Genomic DNA, 17,486 nt, shown 5'->3' on the forward strand with positions numbered 1-17,486 from the left:
ACAGAACAGAAGATGAGCCCGCAGGCTATCGAAGTGCGTGGAGCGCGTGTACACAACCTCAAGGACATCGATATCGATATTCCGCTGGGAAAGCTCGTGGGTATTGCCGGCGTGTCGGGTTCGGGTAAGAGCTCGCTGGCACTGGGCGTTCTTTACGCCGAGGGCTCGCGCCGTTACCTGGAGGCGCTCAGCACCTATACCCGCCGTCGTCTGACGCAGGCCGAACACGCCCAGGTGGACGAGGTGCTGCACGTGCCGGCCGCGCTCGCATTGCATCAGCGCCCCAGCGTGCCGGGCGTGCGGTCCACTTTTGGCACCATGACCGAGCTCAACAACAGCCTGCGTCTGCTCTTTAGCCGTTGCGCCCATCACGTGTGCCCGCATTGCGGGGCACGCGTGGAGCCGAGCCTTAACGTGGCTGCGGGCCTGTCGCTCACGTGTTCGACATGCGGTCGCGAGTTCTATGCGCCGAGTGCCGAGGATTTGGCTTTCAATAGCGGCGGTGCATGCCCCACCTGTGGCGGCACCGGTGTCATGCGCGAGGTGGACGAAGCGAGCCTGGTGCCCGACGAGTCAAAGACTATCAACGAGGGCGCGGTGCTTCCCTGGGGTACGCTCATGTGGGATCTGATGAAGCAGGTGGCAGGTGAGATGGGCGTGCGCACCGACGTGCCGTTTAACCAGCTCACGCCTCAAGAGCGCGACATCGTGTTCCGCGGCCCGGCGGTTAAAAAGCACATTCTCTACGTTCCCAAAAACGGCGAGGGCGCCACGCCGCTCGACTTCACCTATTACAACGCCGTCTATACCGTCGAGAATGCGCTCGCCAAGGTCAAGGACGATAAGGGGCTCAAGCGTGTTGCGCGCTTTCTGCGCGAGGGGCCATGCCATGACTGTGGCGGTACGCGTCTCTCCGAGGCCGCACGCCAGCCCCAGGTATGCGGTATCAATCTAGCACAGGCGGCGGCCATGACATTGAGCGAGGCGATTGAGTGGGTGCGCGGGGTGCCCGCATCCTTGCCGGCCGAGATGCAGCCCATGGCGACGGATATCTGCGATTCGTTTTTGAGCGCGGCCCGTCGTCTGGTCGACCTGGGTCTCGATTACCTTTCACTCGATCGCGCCGGTGCCACGCTCTCTACGGGCGAGCGTCAGCGTGTGCAGCTCGCCCGCGTGGTGCGCAATCGATCGACGGGCGTGCTTTATGTGCTAGATGAGCCCTCGATCGGCTTGCATCCTGCCAATGTCGACGGCTTGGTAGGCGTGATGCGCGATCTGGTGGATGACGGCAACACCGTGGTCGTTGTCGACCACGATACGCGCGTACTGGCGGAAGCTGATTATCTGGTCGAGATGGGCCCCGGTGCCGGAGCAGGCGGCGGTAATGTGATTGCCGCTGGCACGGTGGACGAGGTCGAACAATCGCAGGGCAGCCGCATCGCTCCGTTTTTGCGTGCAGAGTCCAAGCGCTTGCGTCCGCAGGTGACTGACGACGAAATGTTCGATCAGGGCCACATCCGCATGGCAACCGAGGCCATCCATACCGTCAAACCGCTCGAAGTCGATATTCCGCGCGGCCGTCTCGTTGCGGTGACGGGCGTTTCGGGTTCGGGCAAGACGACGTTGGTGCTCGAGACGCTTATCCCGGCGCTTAAGGCGCAGGCAGCTGGCGAGCGCCTGCCAAAACATGTGCGCTGGGTCGATGCCGAGGGTATCGCACGCGCAAACCTGATTGACGCTACGCCTATCGGCGCCAACGTGCGCTCGACGGTAGCGACCTATGCCGACATCCATGATGAGCTGCGCCGCGCCTTCGCCCGTACGCCTGAGGCCAAGGCAGCCGGCTACAAGGCGGGCGCCTTTAGCTACAACACCGGCGCCTTGCGCTGCCCTACGTGTGACGGCACGGGCTCGATATCGCTCGACGTGCAGTTTTTGCCCGATGTCGAGATCGTCTGCCCAGCATGCCGTGGCTCACGTTATGCAGACGCGGCCTCGCTTATCCATCGCGAGGGCAAGGACGGGAACCTACTTACGTTGCCGCAGCTCATGGACATGAGTGTGGATGAGGCGCTCGATGCCACGGTGGGGCTCAAGAAAGTTCAGGTGCGTTTACAGACCTTGCACGACCTGGGCTTGGGCTATCTCACGCTTGGTGAGCCCACGCCGGCGCTCTCGGGCGGCGAGGCTCAACGTCTTAAGCTCGCGAGCGAGATGGGTCGCGTGCAGGATGATGCCGTATTCGTATTTGACGAGCCCACGATTGGCCTGCATCCGCTCGATGTTCAGGTGTTGCTGAGTGTGTTTGATGGCCTTGTTGCCAAGGGCGCCACGGTTATCGTGATCGAACACGATCTCGACCTTATCCGCAATGCCGATTACGTGATCGACATGGGCCCGGGCGGTGGCGACGCGGGCGGGCAAATCGTCTGCGCCGGCACGCCGGGCGACATCGCGGCCTGCTCCGCAAGCATCACCGGCCGCTACCTATAGACAATGAGGCAAAGGGACAGTCCCTTTGCCTCATTGATGCCTATTTCACGCATTGAGCCGCGAGATAGTCGCGGAAGAATGGCAATTCAAATGCGACGAGCCCTCGTCCTCGCTCCCCAATGATGCCGGCATCTATCATGCGGCGTCGGTAGCGGGAGACCTGCTGTGGCGAACGCTTAAGGCGCTCGACAAGGTCAGCGGTGGTGGACTCTTCCTCGTCATCGAGCATGGCGACGAGGAATCGCTTGTCCTCTGCAGTGAGTTCCCGATAGGTTGCCGCGAGGATTCGATCGTCCATCTCGTCGCGCGCGATTTTGATTCCCAGGTCAAAGTCGCGCGACGAGATTTTCTTCGAATCGCTTGTGAGATCCCAGGCACGGTAGCCTACGAGTTGCAATAGGAAGGGAAAACCAGAGATCGAGCGAACGGCTCTATCGATTCCCTCAGCATCTGCCAGGCGATCGTTTTCCTGGATTGTGCGAATCAAGGCCTCGCGTACGTCATAGTCGGCAATGCGACCCAGATGATATTGTTGGGCGCGGCGAAGGAACGAGACCGTCTTGTGGTTCAGTAGTGTCGATACGTTGTTGGGAAGTCCTGCCATGAGCAGGGCGACGCGTTTCCCATCGGTCACAAAGTGCTGATACGTCGCTGCGAGCTGAATCATCTCGTCGAGTGTCGGGTCCACCTCGTCAACCGTGACGAGCAGACCGGTGCCCGCTTCGTTGAGCTGGTCGATAATGTCGCTCATGCGATAACGCCAGGTTGAGGCATCGTGAACGCGATTGACCTCGATGCTGCCGAGCGGTGCAATTCCGAGACCGGTGACTTCGAAGTTCTTAGACGGGTCGATAAGATGGCCGGCAGCACGTTTCGCCCCGAACTCGATTTCCTCAAGCATTCCCGGGAGCGCGGTCGTCTTTACGGCTATCCAGCCGTGGGATTCCGCCATTGTCGCGAGCGACGACATGAGAGCGGTTTTACCGGTTCCACGCGCGCCTGAGAAGATCGAGGTCAATTCTGGGCGCCTGCGCTGGCTCAAGAAGGCACGGTCCAAATCCCGAATAATCTGTTGTCTGCCAGCGAGATGGGCAGGAACCTCACCAAAACTGGGGGTAAACGGGTTCTCGAGATATTTCACAAGGCTCTCCTTTCACACCGCCGTTTAACTTCATTTTACTTTAGTTAATTCTGATTAAAAGTGAGGGCTCTTTATCTAGAGCATCAATTAGGCGTGTGCGCCATCGGCGCGGCGCTTGAATGTGACAAAGGGACAGTTCCTTTGTCACATTCCCGGAAAGCCTGTTTGGCGCAGGGCTTCGTAGAGGACGATGGCGGCGCTGTTGGAGAGGTTGAGGGCACTGATGCGGTAGTCGTCCGGGTTGACGAAGTTGCCGCAGATGTCCTGTTGAAGGATAGCCTCGTGGCTGTCCTCGGTATGTCCGAGCGATTCCTCGTGGGCTTCCCAAGCCTCGGCGTTATCGAGCGAGTCGCAATCGCGCAGCATAGGGATGCGCTCGCAGCGCTCGGGCGCCGCGGCGAGCAGTGGCTCGGGAATGCCCGAGCTCTCGCTGCCAAAGACCAAGTAGTCGCCGTCGCGGTAGGTACTCTGCGCATAGGTGCGGCGTGCCTTTTTGGTCAGCAGATGCAGGCGCTCGTCGGCGGGGGAGAGGCCGTTGCGGGCAAGGAAATCCTCCCAGCCGGCATAGGTCGTCACGTCCAAGTTTTGCCAGTAGCCCAGGCCGGCGCGACGCACCGTCTTGTCATCGAGCGAAAAGCCCAGTGGCTCCACCAGATGCAGGCAGGCGCCAGTGACCACGCAGGTGCGGCCGATGTTACCCGTGTTTGCCGGAATCTCGGGCGCATACAGCACGATGTTGAACATGAATCTCCTTGGCTCGGAATGAAAAACCACCACGAAGGGCACCTTCGTGGTGGTTTGGCGGTTACGTAGGCGGAAAATGTCCGCTTGGATAAACCTAGGCGCGGTGCCAGTCGGTCAGGCAGGCATCGAGGGAGGCGATGAGTGCATCCTTGTCCATGTGACGGCCGATGATGCACAGGCTCGTCATGCGGTCGCCCGTCTCGTCGTCCCAAATCTGCATGATCTCGGGGTTCTCGTCGATAATCTTCTGCTTCTCGCCCTCGGGCGCCGAGTCAACGAACAGGCCGTTCTCCATCAGGCGCATCTGGTGGCCGGCCTGCTCAAACATGTAGCACATGTCCGGATCGCCGATCTGCCACAGCGGACCCTTGACGCGGATGACCTCGTCGGGCCATTCCTGCTCAACAAAATCGGTGAACTTCTGCAGGTCAAACGGCTTGCGGCGCGAGTATACAAAGGTCTCGATGTCGTACTCGAGCACCTCGGGGTCGTCGTGCTCCTCGGGATGCTCCATGGCCTCGATCCAGGCGGCGGAGTTGTAGGCGCGCATAAAGTCGAAGCGGTCGGTGTCGAGCAGCTCTTCCATGGGGACCTCGCCGTTTTGAGCCTCGACAATCACGGCGTCCTTCTGCAGGCTGCGCACGATGGCCTTGAGCTCGGCGATCTGCTCAGGCGTCACGGTATCGGTCTTGTTGAGGATCAGCGTGGAGCAGAACTCGATCTGCTGGATGAGCAGGCTTTCGATGTCGTCCTCGTCGATATCCTCGGCCAGCAGGTCGCGACCGCCGTTGAACTCGTCGTACATGCGGGCGCAGTCGACCACGGCCACGATGTTGTCAAGCGCGAGCTTGGGCTCGCCGCCCGCCTTGGCCTCGTCGCAGAAGCTCGAGATGGTGTAGGCGATGGGGATAGGCTCGCAAATACCCGATGCCTCGATGATGATGTAGTCGAAGTTGCCCGAATCGGCGATGCCCTGCAGCTGGTTGGCCAGGTCGTCCGAAAGCGTGCAGCAGATGCAGCCGTTGGTGAGCGGGATGAGGTCATCGGTCTCGGAAAGGCCGCCGTCGGCGATAAGGCTGGCGTCGACGTTGATCTCGCCGATATCGTTGACGATCACGGCGGCGCGGATGCCGCCGTCGTTAGCGAGGATGTGGTTGAGCAGCGTGGTCTTGCCGGCACCGAGGTATCCGGTAAGCATGATGATCTTGACGGGTTTGTTGGGCATGTGCCCTCCTTTGTTAGACATGGCTTACAGTTGAATCTTATGCCAAACGCCTGCTCTTATACCCACGCGCCGGCAAATAACACAGGCTACTCCCAGGCTCCCCATACATCGGGGCAATAACCGACGGTGGCCTTTCTGCCGTTGCGCACGATGGGCTCGGCTAGAACCTGCTGGTTCTCGAGCAGCTTGTCGAAGCGCTGGCTGGGGGTAAGGTGCTGGATGAGCGCGAGCGTCTCCTCGTCCTTGGCCTTGGGGTTGAGCAGCTTGTCGATGCCGCCGACCGCCTGCATCACGCTCGTGAGCTCGCCTTTGCTCATCTCCTTTTCCTTAAGGTCAATAAACTGCACCTTAATGCGGCGCTCCTTAAAATAACGCTGTGCCTTCTTGGTATCGAAGGACTTCTTGGTGCCGAAGATTTGCACGTTCATAGTATGTTCCGCCGTTCTACCTGATGAAGTTGGTCGTTGCGCGATCGGCTTCGGGTGCGTTGATACCAGCGGCCTGTCCTGCCTCGATACAGCGCAGGAGCCAGGCCATGTTTTTACCGATGTTGCGCATGGTGGCAAGGCCCTCGGCATCCCCATCGGCGTCGCCGGGCACGCGGCCAAACACGTTGTTCCAGTACGTGGAGGCGACCACGGGCATCTGGTTGATGGTGAAGTACTTGTTGAGCACATCGAAGGTGGTCGATGTACCGCCGCGACGGGCGACGGCGACGGCAGCGCCCGGCTTGTGTGCAAAGGCCTTGCTGCCGGCATAGAATGCGCGATCGAGTGCCGAGAGGATGCGTCCGCTGGGATGCGCATAGTAGACGGGCGAGCCAAAGACAAAACCGTCGGCCTGTTCGGCGGCAGCGATGAGCTCGTTCACCACGTCGTCGTCAAAGGTGCAGCGACCGCCAAGTTTGCCACACTGGCCGCAACCGATGCAATCGCGAATGGGCTTGGCGCCCAGCTGAAACGCCTCGGTATCAATGCCTTCGGCAATGAGCTGCTCGGCGACTTCGGCGAGTGCGCGGGCGGTGTTGCCGTTTGCCTTGGGGCTGCCATTGACCAAAAGAACCTTCATCACAAACTCCCTCTGCTTTTGGTGACTTCTGCAGAGGATTATCGCACGATGGGGGAGGCGGCGCGGGCGCGGCGCTAATCCAGTTTGGTACCTGGCACCTGCACGGCTTTCCCGAGCAACGCTTTGAGCTCGTTCAAAATGGAAACGGGCTGACGGTCGACGCCGTCCAGATGGAGCGTGGCCACGCGAATGGGCGGCTGATATTCAAGCGAGCCGATGAGCACGGGAGTACCCAGGAACCGTTCGATGTCGCTTGCGATCTCGTCGATTGCCTCGGGGCCGAGCTCATCGAAGAGTGCCACGAACATCGGCCCCGTTGAGCGGAACAGGCGGCCCTTGCCGCGCGAACAATCCATGAGGCAGGCGGCGCTTTCGGCGAGCACGCGGTCGCCTGCATCGAATCCAAAGCGGGCATTGACCTCGGCGATATCGTCGACCTTAATGGCAATAAAACCTGCCTCGTGCGGCACGTGGCGCATCTCTCCAATAGCGTTGACCAGTGCGTGGACATCGCCCAGGCCCGTTACTGAGTCGGTCGTATCCGCTAGGCTTCGGTTGATGATAATGCCCACGTACATGTTGGGCTCGGTATCGGTGCCGTCCAAGCGGTAGCCCGTGCAGTCGCAAAGCGCGTACGCTCCGGTGGCGTCCATTACGCGATACTGCATGTAGTGGAAGTGCCACGTGCTGTTTATCACCATATCGAGCTCGGCGCGTACGTTGTCGCGGTCCTCGGGGTGGACGCGGGCGAGCCACATGTCGAGTGAGTTAAAAGGGTGCTGGGAGGGCAGGTCAAAATCGCGCACGGCGTTAACCGACCATTGCGATTCTCCAGTATCGAGGTTAAGGATGAACGGATAGCGCGTCTCGGAGCTCATGGAGATCGCTTGGAACACCCGGTCGTTGCAGGGAAGCTGATCGACGATTGGGCGTTGCGGCGCGTCATCGTCTTTCGGTTGCTGCACACGATGCATAAGCTTATAGCGATACATCTTGCGATCGGCATCCATCGTCATCTGGCGACGCGTGTCGCCAGCAAGTGGATCGACGCGCGAGCAGCCAAAGCTAAAGCTGCCGATCATGGGCGCCTTGCCGCCTGAGCTCGCCTCGATCAGCCCGGTACGTACCTGCTCCAAGCGCTGCTCGAGTTCAGTCTCGTTTGCGGAGAGCGAGATGAGCACAAACTCGTCTCCACCGATACGGAACAGCATCTCATCGTGTTCCATGGTTTCGGAGAGCGTGCGGCAGATGCTCAGAATATAGCGATTGCCTTCGGCGTGGCCAAACCTATCATTGCAATGCTTGAGATGGTCGATGTCAATATAGGCGCAGGTGAAGGGGTCGCCTTTGCGCCAGAGTTGCTCGACGTGACGGTCGAATCCGTTGCGGTTGCCCAAGTTGGTGAGCGGATCGATATAGGCGTTGCGCTCAAGCAGCTGGCGCTCTTGTTGCAGGATGGCATGCGTCTTTTGCAGTTGCTCACCAACGGCGCGTAGCTCAGCAGGCAGCGCGGCAACATCGAGTTCGGCGGTCGAGATGCCATTCGCAAGTCGCTGAAGATAGGCAATAATCGATTGCTCGCCCATGCGGTACGACTCGTTCATGATGGATAACCTCCTTGGGCGGAACAACGGTTTGTATCATATCCCCAATTTGGTTTGAATTGGGGATATAAGTTAGCTAATGGAGACAAATGTTCCCTTCGACGGTGGCGTTTTGCGTGCGAACGTATCAGTTGTTATTGCCACCATCGAGCAATGCCTCAAAATCCTTCGCCGGCATGGGGCGGTAGTAGAGGAAGCCCTGAGCGTAGCGGGCGCCCATTTGTTGTAGCATGTTCGCCTGCTCGTTTGTCTCGACGCCTTCGACCGCGACGGGCAGATGGAGCGACTGCGCCATCTCGAGCATCGATGAAATGATTTGCGTGCTGCGGCCTTGATCGCGGTCGGTGGGCGCAATCTGCCAAATGTGCTTGTCGAGCGTCACCATAAAGCCGCTTTCCTCGAGTGCGGGGATATGGGTGCGCATACTGTGGGCGGCTATTATTCGACAAACGGTAGCGCGGCGATGCGATGCTCGATAAAAATGCGACTGGGACGATATATGTTGACGGGTATACTTGTCCCGTTTTAAAACGCAGGAACGGAGATGGTCGCATGGCACAGTCAAATATGACGCGCACGGTGGGGCTGGCGCTCGAGGGAGGCGGCTACCGCGGTATGTATACGGCGGGCGTGCTCGACGTTTGGATGGAGCACGGTTTGACCTGCGACCATATGGTGGGTGTCTCGGCGGGCGCGGCGTTTGGCTACAACTTTAAATCGCGGCAGATCGGCCGTGCCATTCGCTACAACAAGGCCTATTGCGCCGATAAGCGCTATGCGGGTGTGACCAGCTGGCTGCGAACCGGTGATATGTTCAATGCCGATTTTGCCTATCACGAGGTGCCTATCGAGCGCGATCCCATCGACTTGGAGGCGTATCGCGCCTGCCCCATGCGGTTTACGTGCGTGTGTACCGATATCGAGACGGGCAAGGCCGTCTACCACGACCTGCCCTATGGCGACGAGAGGGATATCGAGTGGATCCGGGCATCGTCTGCGATTCCTGTGGCGACGCGTCCCGTTGCTATTGACGGGCATAAGTATCTGGATGGTGGCGTGGCTGATTCTATTCCCAGTGCATGGCTGTTTGCGCAGGGGTATGACCGCAATATCGTGGTACTCACGCAGCCGGCGGGCTTTGTGAAGCAGCCCAACAGCGTGATGCCCATGCTGCGTCGCGTGTTTCGTCACTATCCGGAGTTTGTCGCAGCGCTTGAGCATCGGCATGAGGTCTACAATGCCACGCTCGATGACTTGGCACGTCGTGAGGCCGCCGGCGATATCTTTGTGGTGCGGCCGAGCGAATCGGTGAAGGTGCCGTCGCTGTGCCGCGAGCCGGATGAGCTCGAGCGTATCCACCAGGTCGGCCGCCACGATGCGGAGGCGACCTTGCCGGCGCTGGAAGCGTATCTGGCAGAGTAGAGCAAACTGCCGTGGACTCGGCGGAAAGCGCATCCCGGAATGGAGATCCAAACCGGGATGCGTTTTCCATTGCTGAAGATATGAGGCTGCGGATCAGCTGCTCGGCCTATGCCTATGCCTGCTGCCAGGTGTCGACGAGTTCCTTGGCCGCGGCGTGGGGGTCATCGGCGCTGCAGACAGCGCTCACCACAAAGAAGCCGTCGACGCCGGTGGCCTTGAGCTGCGGCAGGTCGGCCGTCTTGACGCCGCCGCCCACCACGATGGGCACGGGGCTTGCCGCGTGGAGTGCGTCCAGGTCCTCAAAGCTCTTGGTGATGATAGAGCCGTCGGCCGCGCGTCCGCAGTCGCGCTTGGTCTCGGTCTCGTGGAGCGGGCCGATGCCTAGATAGTCGACTAGGCTCATGTCGGCGGTCTTGACGTACTCGAGCATCTCCTCGCAACGGGCCGAAAGGCCCACAATGGCATCGGGGCCCAGCAGCTTGCGGCAGACCTCGACGGGAATATCGCTCTGGCCCACGTGCACGCCGTCGACGGCAATGCCCTGCTCGCGCGCGGCGAGTACGCAGTCCAGGCGGTCATCGATTAACAGGGCGACCTGACCGGTCTTGCCAGCCTGTGCGATTGCCTGCGCGGCGTCGCCGGTCAGCGCAATGATCTCGCGGGCGCTTGCCACCTTGGAGCGCACCTGGATGCAGGTAAAGCCGGCGTCGAGCGCCTGGGCCACTACATCGCCCACGGGACGTCCCAGCGTGTTTTCGGGGCCGAGTACCAGATAGGCCGAGATATCAAGGTTGTCGCGGATGCTCATCGTGCTTCCTCCTGCTTTTTGATCTGTGCTTCCATGCGCTCGAGCTTGCCGGTCATGGTGTCGGTAAATCCGGGCCGAATATCGGCTTTGAGCACGACTTCGGTGCGGATTCCCTTGCTCGCCAACACAAAGGTTGCGTCGCGCACGACCTGCATGACCTCGTCCCAGTCGCCCTCGATCTCGGTGAACATCGAGGTGGTGCGGTTGGGAAGGCCGCTCTCGCGTATGACGCGCACGACCTCGGCGACCTCGGCGGACAGCTCGTCGCCGGTGCCGCACGGGGCGATGGCCACGGCGATGAGCGTGTTCATTCCGGCATTGGTTGCGGGCTCGGACATGGCTTACGCCTCCTCGAGCTCGAGCTGGTTGTTGGCGATGTCCTGGGCGCTCGCGCGGTAGAGCTCGTCGATAAAGGCGACCTTAAAGCTTGCCGGGGCGTCGGCGACAGCGGCGGCACGCGTGCCGGCAACGTTGTAGACCGCGGTGCCGCAGATGGCTGCCGTAAACGGGTCGGCGGCGCAGGCATACACGGCCAGCACGCCGCCCTGCGAGCAGCCGCAACCGGTGATCTTGGACATGAGCGGGCTGCCGCCGTGGGACTTGGCCACGGTTGTGCCGTCGGTAATCAGGTCGACTTCGCCCGAGACCACAACGGCGCCGCCGGTGTAGCGGGCGAGCGCCACGGCGGCATCGCGGGCAGCGTCTACCGTGTCGGTGGTATCGACACCGCGCACGCGGCTCAGATCGGCCGCCTCGCCCTCAAGACCCCACAGGCCGGCGAGCGCGATGATCTCGGAGGCGTTGCCGCGCACGATGGCGGGCTTGTACTGCTTGAGCTCGTTTACCAACTGGGTGCGCAGGCTACCGATGCCCAGGCCCACCGGATCGAGCACCCAGGGCTTGCCGGCGTCGTGTGCCGCCTTGGCCGCGCGGGGAATCGTCTGCTCGTAGATGGGGAAGAGCGTACCCATATTGAGATAGATGGCGCCGCCGCCGGCAACGAGTGCCTCGCCCTCGTCGGGCAGATAGACCATGGCGGCCGATCCGCCCACGGCGAGCTGCGCGTTGGCGACAAAGTCGATCGTCACCGTGTTGGTGATGGAGCCGGCCATCGGATTGGTGGCGCGAATCTCCTCCACGGCCTTGACCATATGTTGTTTAAGCTGTTCCGAATCAATCACTGCACATGCCTCCTTGGCATAGAAAAGGGGCGCTGTGCATAGACAGCGCCCCTGTAAAGGCGGCATGCTCCCTACGCCAGCATTAACTGACAGGTTCAAAGGATTGGGCCCCATGCCCTCTCAGCCTTGTGGTTTGCACCGCCGGCACTCCCGCATCGAATCTGTTGCTCCCTATACTAGCGCACCTGCCAAATAGGGACAGGTTTATTTTGGTAGGTGGCAACAGGGGCGTTGCATTTTCCCAGATAAAACCTGGCAAAATAAACCTGTCCCTTATTGGCAGGTCGTTACAATGGTTACGGTGAAAATGACGGGGGGCTCTATGATCAAACTTGTGCTGACCGATATGGACGATACGCTGATTCCAGCCGGGCATGACGGCGCCAGCGACTACGCCATTGAGGGTATTCATGCCATGCAGGCGACGGGTCTGCACTTTGGGCCGGTTTCGGGTCGTCAGCCGTCCGCGATGGGCTGGATGTTCAAAAACCGTTCCGAGTGTTTTTCGACCGGTGCGTTCTGTAACGGCCAGGTGATGTTTGTCGACGGCGAGGTTGTTGCCTCCCGTGCGAGCGACAACGGTGCCCTCATGCGTCTTGCCGACTATCTTGAGCAAGAGACCGACGATACCTATCTGAAGGTCTATAGCCTGGGCGATGACTTTTGGGGCAACGATGCCTATTGCGTGACGAGTGATCCCGAGCGTGTTCGTCGCGCCATGGAGTCGGGCGGCAACGCATGGCTCAAAGGCGAAGAAGCCCCGTGCCGTCCCGTCGTCGATGACGCGCCGGTGTTTAAGGCGAATATCTGGAGTGCCCGTTCGCGTGAGGAGCTCGCGGAGCTACGTGAGCGCGTTGCCGCCGAGGTGCCGGAACTCTCGCTCGTGTTTCCCAACAACCGAGTGCGCCTGTTTGACATCCTTCCGGCTGGTTGGGACAAGGGCTGCGCTGCGCTGGAGCTAGCGCGCGCTTTGGGCCTGACGCCCGATGAGGTGGCCGTATTTGGCGATTCCGATAACGACCTGCCCATGATCGATGCCGTTCCCAACTCCGTTGCAGTCGCCAATGCCAACGAGGCTGTCACGGCTGCCGCGCGCTGGCATATCGGCGCTGCGGCAGACGATGCGGTTGCCGGGGCTTTGCATCAGATTGCCGCCTGCGCCGCGACGGGGGAGATGCCGCCGTTTATGCGTCAGATGGATGCGACGGGTTTCGACGTCACGAACATCTAGGGAGAAAGCCATGAAGCTTCAGCAGCTCAGGTATGTCGTCAAAGTCGCCGAATGCGGCAGCATCACCGAGGCCTCGCGCCGGCTCTTTGTGTCGCAGCCTTCGATTACCGCATCGATTCGCGATCTCGAAAACGAGATGGGTGTGCACATCTTTGAGCGCACCAACAAGGGCGTCATTGTGTCCGAGGAAGGCGAGACCTTCTTGGGCTACGCGCGACAGGTGCTCGACCAGGCCGATCTGCTCGAAGGCAAGTACAAGGGCGCGTCCGAGCAGGTGCCGCACTTTAGTGTGAGCTGCCAGCATTATTCCTTTGCCGTTAACGCGTTTGTCGATGTGATCCGTGAGTTCGATGCCGCGCGCTACGACTTTACCCTGCGCGAGGAACAGACCCACGAGATTATCGAGGACGTCGCACATATGAAAAGCGAGCTCGGCATCCTGTATCTGTCGGAGCACAATCGCGAGGTCATCGAGCGCATGCTGGCGGCCAACGAGCTCGTGTTCGAAGGGCTCTTCTGCGCCACGCCGCATGTCTTCGTGTGCGCCGACCATCCGCTGGCGGGCCGCTCCAGCGTGACGCTCGAGGACTTGGAAGACTACCCGTTTTTGTCTTACGAGCAGGGCAGCTATAACTCGTTCTACTATTCCGAGGAACTGACCTCGACCTTTGAGCGCCGCAAGAATATCCGCGTGCGTGACCGTGCGACACTGTTCAACCTGGCCATGGGCCTCAACGGCTACACGGTGTGTTCGGGCGTGATCAGTCACGAGCTCAACGGCCCCGGCATCATCTCGATTCCGCTCGATGTGGACGAGTACATGGAGATCGGCATCATCACGCGCAAGAACACGACGCTCACGCGCTACGGCCAAGCCTATATCGACGCGATCCGCCAGCATATCTAGGCTGCTGTGCTCCACGCGGGTCAAATCTCTTTATGGCGGTCCAGACTGATATAGGAAGTATCTATATCAAACTGTTATAAACGTATATTTTACGATGGCCATATAAGCGCTCATACTCTGTCCCAGTAAAGCAACCAATGCAAAGGGAGATATCTATGAGCACTTCGATTCAACCGAACGCGCCGTTTCGCGCCGATATCGTTGGCAGCTTTCTTCGTCCGCAGGCTGTAAAGGACGCCCGTGCCGCCTATGTCGCGGGTAAACTCGACGCTTCCGGCCTTAAGGCCGTCGAGGACGATGCCATTCGCGATTTGGTGGCCAAGCAGAAGGCCGCCGGCCTGCAGGTGATCACCGATGGCGAGTTCCGCCGCAGCTACTGGCACCTCGATTTTATGTGGGGCCTCAACGGCATTGAGCGCCGCACCTCACGCACGGGTTATATGTTCCATGATGAGGAGACGACGGCCGACACCGCCGTGGTTACTGGTCCCATTAGCGGCGAGAACCACCCGTTCGTCGAGCATTTTAAGTTCGTCAAGGCGCTTGAGGGGGAGGGCCAGGTCGCACGCCAGACCATTCCGGCGCCGATCCAGACGTTCTCTGAGGTCACGCTCGATCGCTGCGACGGCCAGCAGGAGAGCCTGCGCGCTGTCTATAAGACCGATGAGGAACTTGCCGACGCCATTGCGGCCGCTTATCGCACGGTGATCGCCGACCTGTACGCAGCAGGCTGCCGCAACATCCAATTTGATGACTGCACCTGGGGCATCTATTGCGATACCGACTTTGTGTCCAAGACCGGCATGAGCCCGGTTGACCTGCAAAAGGTGAGCGAGCTGGGCGTGGCGCTCAACAATGCCGCCATCGCGGGCAAGCCCGACGATCTGGTTATCAACACGCACGTGTGCCGCGGCAACTATCACTCCACGTATGCCTTCGAGGGTGGTTACGATCCCATTGCGCCGTACCTGTTCGCACATGAGAACGTCGACGCGTTCTACCTTGAGTTCGATACGCCACGCGCCGGTGGCTTTGAGCCGCTCAAGTACGTTGCTCCCGGCAAGAAGGTCGTGCTGGGCCTGGTGACCACCAAGGCGGCTGAGCTTGAGGACGAGGACGTTATCGTCGAACGTATCCACGAGGCCGCAAAGTATGTGCCGCTCGAGAACCTGTACCTGTCGCCCCAGTGCGGCTTTGCCAGCTGCGAGATTGGCAACAAGCTGACCGAGGACGAGCAGTGGGCGAAGATCGCGCTGGTCAAGCGCATTGCCGAGCGCGTTTGGAAGTAACGCTACCGTTTGCAGGTGGCGGCGCGCGCGAGACATTGCGTATCACGTACAATGGTTCGGATCGTATCGTTCGGGCAGGTTATCCGATATGCCTGATCGCCCTTCCATCATGAAAGGACATCCATGCCCCAGTTCTCGACGCCCACCGTATCTGAACTCGAGGAGACTGTCGAATAGTAGCTGCGTTCAGCCAAATTAAAAATGGCGTCCATGCGTATGTACGCGTGGACGCCATTTTTAATGCGTCAGTATCCAGTGGATGCCGCGCGCCATGCGCAGGTCAGTTTGGGCAAAGTGATTGCCGGGGTTGAGCTCCAGCGTTGTTGGAATGTCACGCTCGATAAGCAACTCTTCCATCGCGTGCGTATCGTCGAGTACGTGCCGCATCATGCGGTTGGGCGTCTTGGTTTCCTTTTTACCGAGCGACAGATAGGCGGCGTCGGGCGTAGCTGTCATCGTGCGCTCGCGCGCGTAGTCGATAAAGCCAGGGAACCACAGCGACCCCGATGCACTCGCTGCGCGCTCAAAGACATCTGTTTGCCAAAGTGCCCACAGTGCAAAAAGGCCCGCCAACGAGTAGCCGGCAACGCCGCGCCAGGCGGGTGGTTGCGGGAGCGATGATTCGGCCTGGGGGATTATCTGCTTCAACAACTCGTCAAGAAAACCAGCAGCCTGTCCACCAAAGGGCTCGGCATCTCGTATAGTTCCCTCACATTCCCAGGGGCTCAGCTCGCGATTCCAATCGAGCCCTCCAATGGCGACAAGGGTGAACGGCGGGCAGTCGAGCTCTCGGCAGCGCTCGTAGACTTCACTACCGTCGCCCATAACCACGGGGAGGTAGATGACGGGCGCGCCTTCCGCACACTCTGAATAAACGGTTATCTGCTTATGATGCGCTTCCAAGGCAGGCTTCTCTCGGTGTTGTGATATTGATAGCCTCAATTGTCGCACGCTGGCACGGGGGCAGACGCTAAAAGAAAGGCGCGGAGCCGTTCGATGCGACTCCGCGCCTTGTTGTTTTGCTTTAGCAGACTATGCCGTTACGCCACGAAGAAGTAGACGAGGAAGGCAAGGGCTGCGATCCACATGAGCGGCTTGATCTTGGAGGCCTCGCCCTTAAAGAGCGCGACGATTACGTAGGCGATAAAGCCCAGGCCAATGCCGGCAGAGATGGAGTAGGTGAAGGGCACGCCGGCGACAATCATGAACGCCGGGAAACCCTGCGACACGTCGGACCAGTCGATCTCGGAGGCCTCGCTCATCATGAGGTAGCCGACGTAGACCAGAGCACCGCAGGTGGCGGCGCTGGAAACGATGGTGACGATGGGGGAGAAGAACGCGGCGAGAATGAACAGCACGCCGGTGATGACGGAGGTGAGACCCGTGCGGCCACCGTCGGCAGCGCCAGAGGTGGACTCGACGAAGGTGGTGATGGAGGAGACGCCCATGAAACCGCCCACAGCAGCGGCGGCGGAGTCGACGATCAGGATCTCCTTGATATTCTCGACGTTGCCGTCGTCGGTGAGGAACTCGCCCTGCTTGGCCACGGCCATCGCGGTGCCCATGGTGTCGAAGAAGTCACTCATGAGCAGCGAGAACGAGATGACGAGGAGCGCGGGGTCGGTAAGGACCTTGACGATGGCGGGCACGCCGCCGGCGTCGGCGATGGGGCCACCAATGCTCGAGAAATCGAGCGGGGCGATGATACCGGTCGGAGCCTGGGTCACACCTAGGGGGATACCGGCGATGACGGCGACGACGATGCCGATGAGCAGCGAGCCGGGGACGTTGCGGCAGGCGAGGGCGACTGTCACCAGGATGGAGATGATGCCGACGATGAAGGTGGGGGAGGTGATGTCGCCCAGACCGACGAGTGTACCGGCGCCAGCGGTGATAATGCCGGCATCGCACAGGCCAATCATGGCGATGAACAGGCCCAGACCCACCGAGATGGCGTGACGCAGGGCAACCGGGATGGCGTCCATGATGGCCTCGCGCAGGCCACAAAGCACGAGCAGCAAGATGACGACGCCCTCAAGGAAGATGACGCTCATGGCCACGTGCCAGTCACCGCCGCAGACGGTGGTGGTGATTCCAGCGATCATCGCGTTGACGCCTAAGCCCGACGCGCAGGCGAGCGGGCGGTTGGCGAAGATGCCCATGCAGATGGTCATGATGCCGGCGCCCAGGCAGGTGGCGCAGGCGAGCGCTCCCGCATCGATGCCGGCGCCCGAGAGCACCGCAGGGTTGACGGCGATGATGTAGGCCATCGCCAGGAATGTTGTCAGTCCAGCGCGAAGTTCGGTCCCGATTGTGGACTTGCGCTCACTGACGTGAAAAAGTTCGTCCATGCATACCCTTTCCTTGTTCGGC

Annotated in this window: 17 protein-coding genes and 1 riboswitch; of the genes, 5 read left to right on the forward strand and 12 right to left on the reverse strand. The window is 60.3% G+C overall.

What is annotated here, in order from left to right:
* The first annotated feature begins 12 nt into the window (after nt 1-12).
* Complete coding sequence (locus tag I2E45_RS01165) at nt 13-2,493, forward strand: excinuclease ABC subunit UvrA (RefSeq protein ID WP_195443870.1); 2,481 nt, start codon at nt 13-15, stop codon at nt 2,491-2,493.
* 40 nt (nt 2,494-2,533) lie between these two features.
* Here the strand turns inward: I2E45_RS01165 and I2E45_RS01170 are convergent, their stop codons facing one another.
* The 7 genes from I2E45_RS01170 to I2E45_RS01200 all read right to left on the reverse strand — a co-directional run bounded on the left by I2E45_RS01170 (nt 2,534) and on the right by I2E45_RS01200 (nt 8,699).
* Nucleotides 2,534-3,634, reverse strand: a complete 1,101-nt coding sequence (locus I2E45_RS01170; RefSeq protein WP_271741852.1) for an ATP-binding protein — start codon at nt 3,632-3,634, stop codon at nt 2,534-2,536.
* 144 nt (nt 3,635-3,778) lie between these two features.
* Entirely contained in the window at nt 3,779-4,378 is a 600-nt protein-coding gene (locus I2E45_RS01175) for a tRNA (cytidine(34)-2'-O)-methyltransferase (RefSeq protein WP_195443812.1), read from the reverse strand.
* A 94-nt stretch (nt 4,379-4,472) separates the two neighbouring features.
* On the reverse strand, nt 4,473-5,603 hold the full coding sequence (locus I2E45_RS01180; RefSeq protein ID WP_195443814.1) for a CobW family GTP-binding protein: 1,131 nt from the start codon (nt 5,601-5,603) through the stop codon (nt 4,473-4,475).
* Nucleotides 5,604-5,689: 86 nt separating this feature from the next.
* Nucleotides 5,690-6,031 (reverse strand): arsenate reductase family protein, encoded by a 342-nt coding sequence (locus tag I2E45_RS01185; RefSeq protein WP_195443817.1) that lies wholly within the window; start codon nt 6,029-6,031, stop codon nt 5,690-5,692.
* A gap of 16 nt (nt 6,032-6,047) precedes the next feature.
* Nucleotides 6,048-6,671 carry a flavodoxin family protein gene (locus I2E45_RS01190; RefSeq protein WP_195443819.1) on the reverse strand — a complete coding sequence of 208 codons (624 nt, stop codon included), beginning with the start codon at nt 6,669-6,671 and terminating at the stop codon, nt 6,048-6,050.
* 74 nt (nt 6,672-6,745) lie between these two features.
* Complete coding sequence (locus I2E45_RS01195; protein ID WP_195233124.1) at nt 6,746-8,275, reverse strand: diguanylate cyclase domain-containing protein; 1,530 nt, start codon at nt 8,273-8,275, stop codon at nt 6,746-6,748.
* Nucleotides 8,276-8,402: 127 nt separating this feature from the next.
* The gene (locus I2E45_RS01200) at nt 8,403-8,699 is read right to left on the reverse strand and encodes an EAL domain-containing protein (RefSeq protein ID WP_195233126.1); all 297 of its coding nucleotides are present in this window, start codon (nt 8,697-8,699) and stop codon (nt 8,403-8,405) included.
* Nucleotides 8,700-8,827: 128 nt separating this feature from the next.
* On the opposite strand from I2E45_RS01200, the gene I2E45_RS01205 reads away from it, so the two are divergent.
* The gene (locus I2E45_RS01205; protein WP_195240209.1) at nt 8,828-9,697 is read left to right on the forward strand and encodes a patatin-like phospholipase family protein; all 870 of its coding nucleotides are present in this window, start codon (nt 8,828-8,830) and stop codon (nt 9,695-9,697) included.
* A gap of 112 nt (nt 9,698-9,809) precedes the next feature.
* Here the strand turns inward: I2E45_RS01205 and I2E45_RS01210 are convergent, their stop codons facing one another.
* From I2E45_RS01210 to thiM, 3 genes are read right to left on the reverse strand one after another with little or no spacing between them, the layout of a single operon-like run.
* Nucleotides 9,810-10,505, reverse strand: coding sequence for a thiamine phosphate synthase (locus I2E45_RS01210; RefSeq protein WP_195240208.1), 696 nt, complete (start codon nt 10,503-10,505; stop codon nt 9,810-9,812).
* Nucleotides 10,502-10,843 carry a thiamine-binding protein gene (locus I2E45_RS01215; protein WP_006234516.1) on the reverse strand — a complete coding sequence of 114 codons (342 nt, stop codon included), beginning with the start codon at nt 10,841-10,843 and terminating at the stop codon, nt 10,502-10,504. The genes I2E45_RS01210 and I2E45_RS01215 overlap by 4 nt, the downstream gene beginning before the upstream one ends.
* Before the next feature lie 3 nt (nt 10,844-10,846).
* A complete protein-coding gene (thiM, locus tag I2E45_RS01220; protein WP_271741844.1) occupies nt 10,847-11,686 on the reverse strand; it encodes a hydroxyethylthiazole kinase in 840 nt (279 codons plus the stop codon).
* Nucleotides 11,687-11,737: 51 nt separating this feature from the next.
* Nucleotides 11,738-11,848: riboswitch (TPP riboswitch) on the reverse strand.
* 160 nt (nt 11,849-12,008) lie between these two features.
* Here thiM and I2E45_RS01225 point away from each other — a divergent pair.
* The 3 genes from I2E45_RS01225 (at nt 12,009) to I2E45_RS01235 (ending at nt 15,113) form a co-directional block, all read left to right on the forward strand.
* Nucleotides 12,009-12,917 (forward strand): HAD-IIB family hydrolase, encoded by a 909-nt coding sequence (locus I2E45_RS01225; RefSeq protein WP_195443821.1) that lies wholly within the window; start codon nt 12,009-12,011, stop codon nt 12,915-12,917.
* 10 nt (nt 12,918-12,927) lie between these two features.
* The gene (locus I2E45_RS01230) at nt 12,928-13,824 is read left to right on the forward strand and encodes a LysR family transcriptional regulator (RefSeq protein WP_148331535.1); all 897 of its coding nucleotides are present in this window, start codon (nt 12,928-12,930) and stop codon (nt 13,822-13,824) included.
* Nucleotides 13,825-13,979: 155 nt separating this feature from the next.
* Complete coding sequence (locus I2E45_RS01235; RefSeq protein ID WP_227790220.1) at nt 13,980-15,113, forward strand: 5-methyltetrahydropteroyltriglutamate--homocysteine S-methyltransferase; 1,134 nt, start codon at nt 13,980-13,982, stop codon at nt 15,111-15,113.
* A gap of 237 nt (nt 15,114-15,350) precedes the next feature.
* On the opposite strand, the gene I2E45_RS01240 is transcribed toward I2E45_RS01235, so the two are convergent.
* Both I2E45_RS01240 and I2E45_RS01245 read right to left on the reverse strand, forming a co-directional pair.
* The gene (locus I2E45_RS01240) at nt 15,351-16,016 is read right to left on the reverse strand and encodes an alpha/beta hydrolase (protein ID WP_195443823.1); all 666 of its coding nucleotides are present in this window, start codon (nt 16,014-16,016) and stop codon (nt 15,351-15,353) included.
* 137 nt (nt 16,017-16,153) lie between these two features.
* Entirely contained in the window at nt 16,154-17,464 is a 1,311-nt protein-coding gene (locus I2E45_RS01245; RefSeq protein ID WP_195443826.1) for an NCS2 family permease, read from the reverse strand.
* Nucleotides 17,465-17,486: the final 22 nt, after the last annotated feature.

Source organism: Collinsella aerofaciens (genome assembly GCF_015555045.1).
In the GTDB taxonomy this organism is placed as follows: domain Bacteria; phylum Actinomycetota; class Coriobacteriia; order Coriobacteriales; family Coriobacteriaceae; genus Collinsella; species Collinsella aerofaciens_W.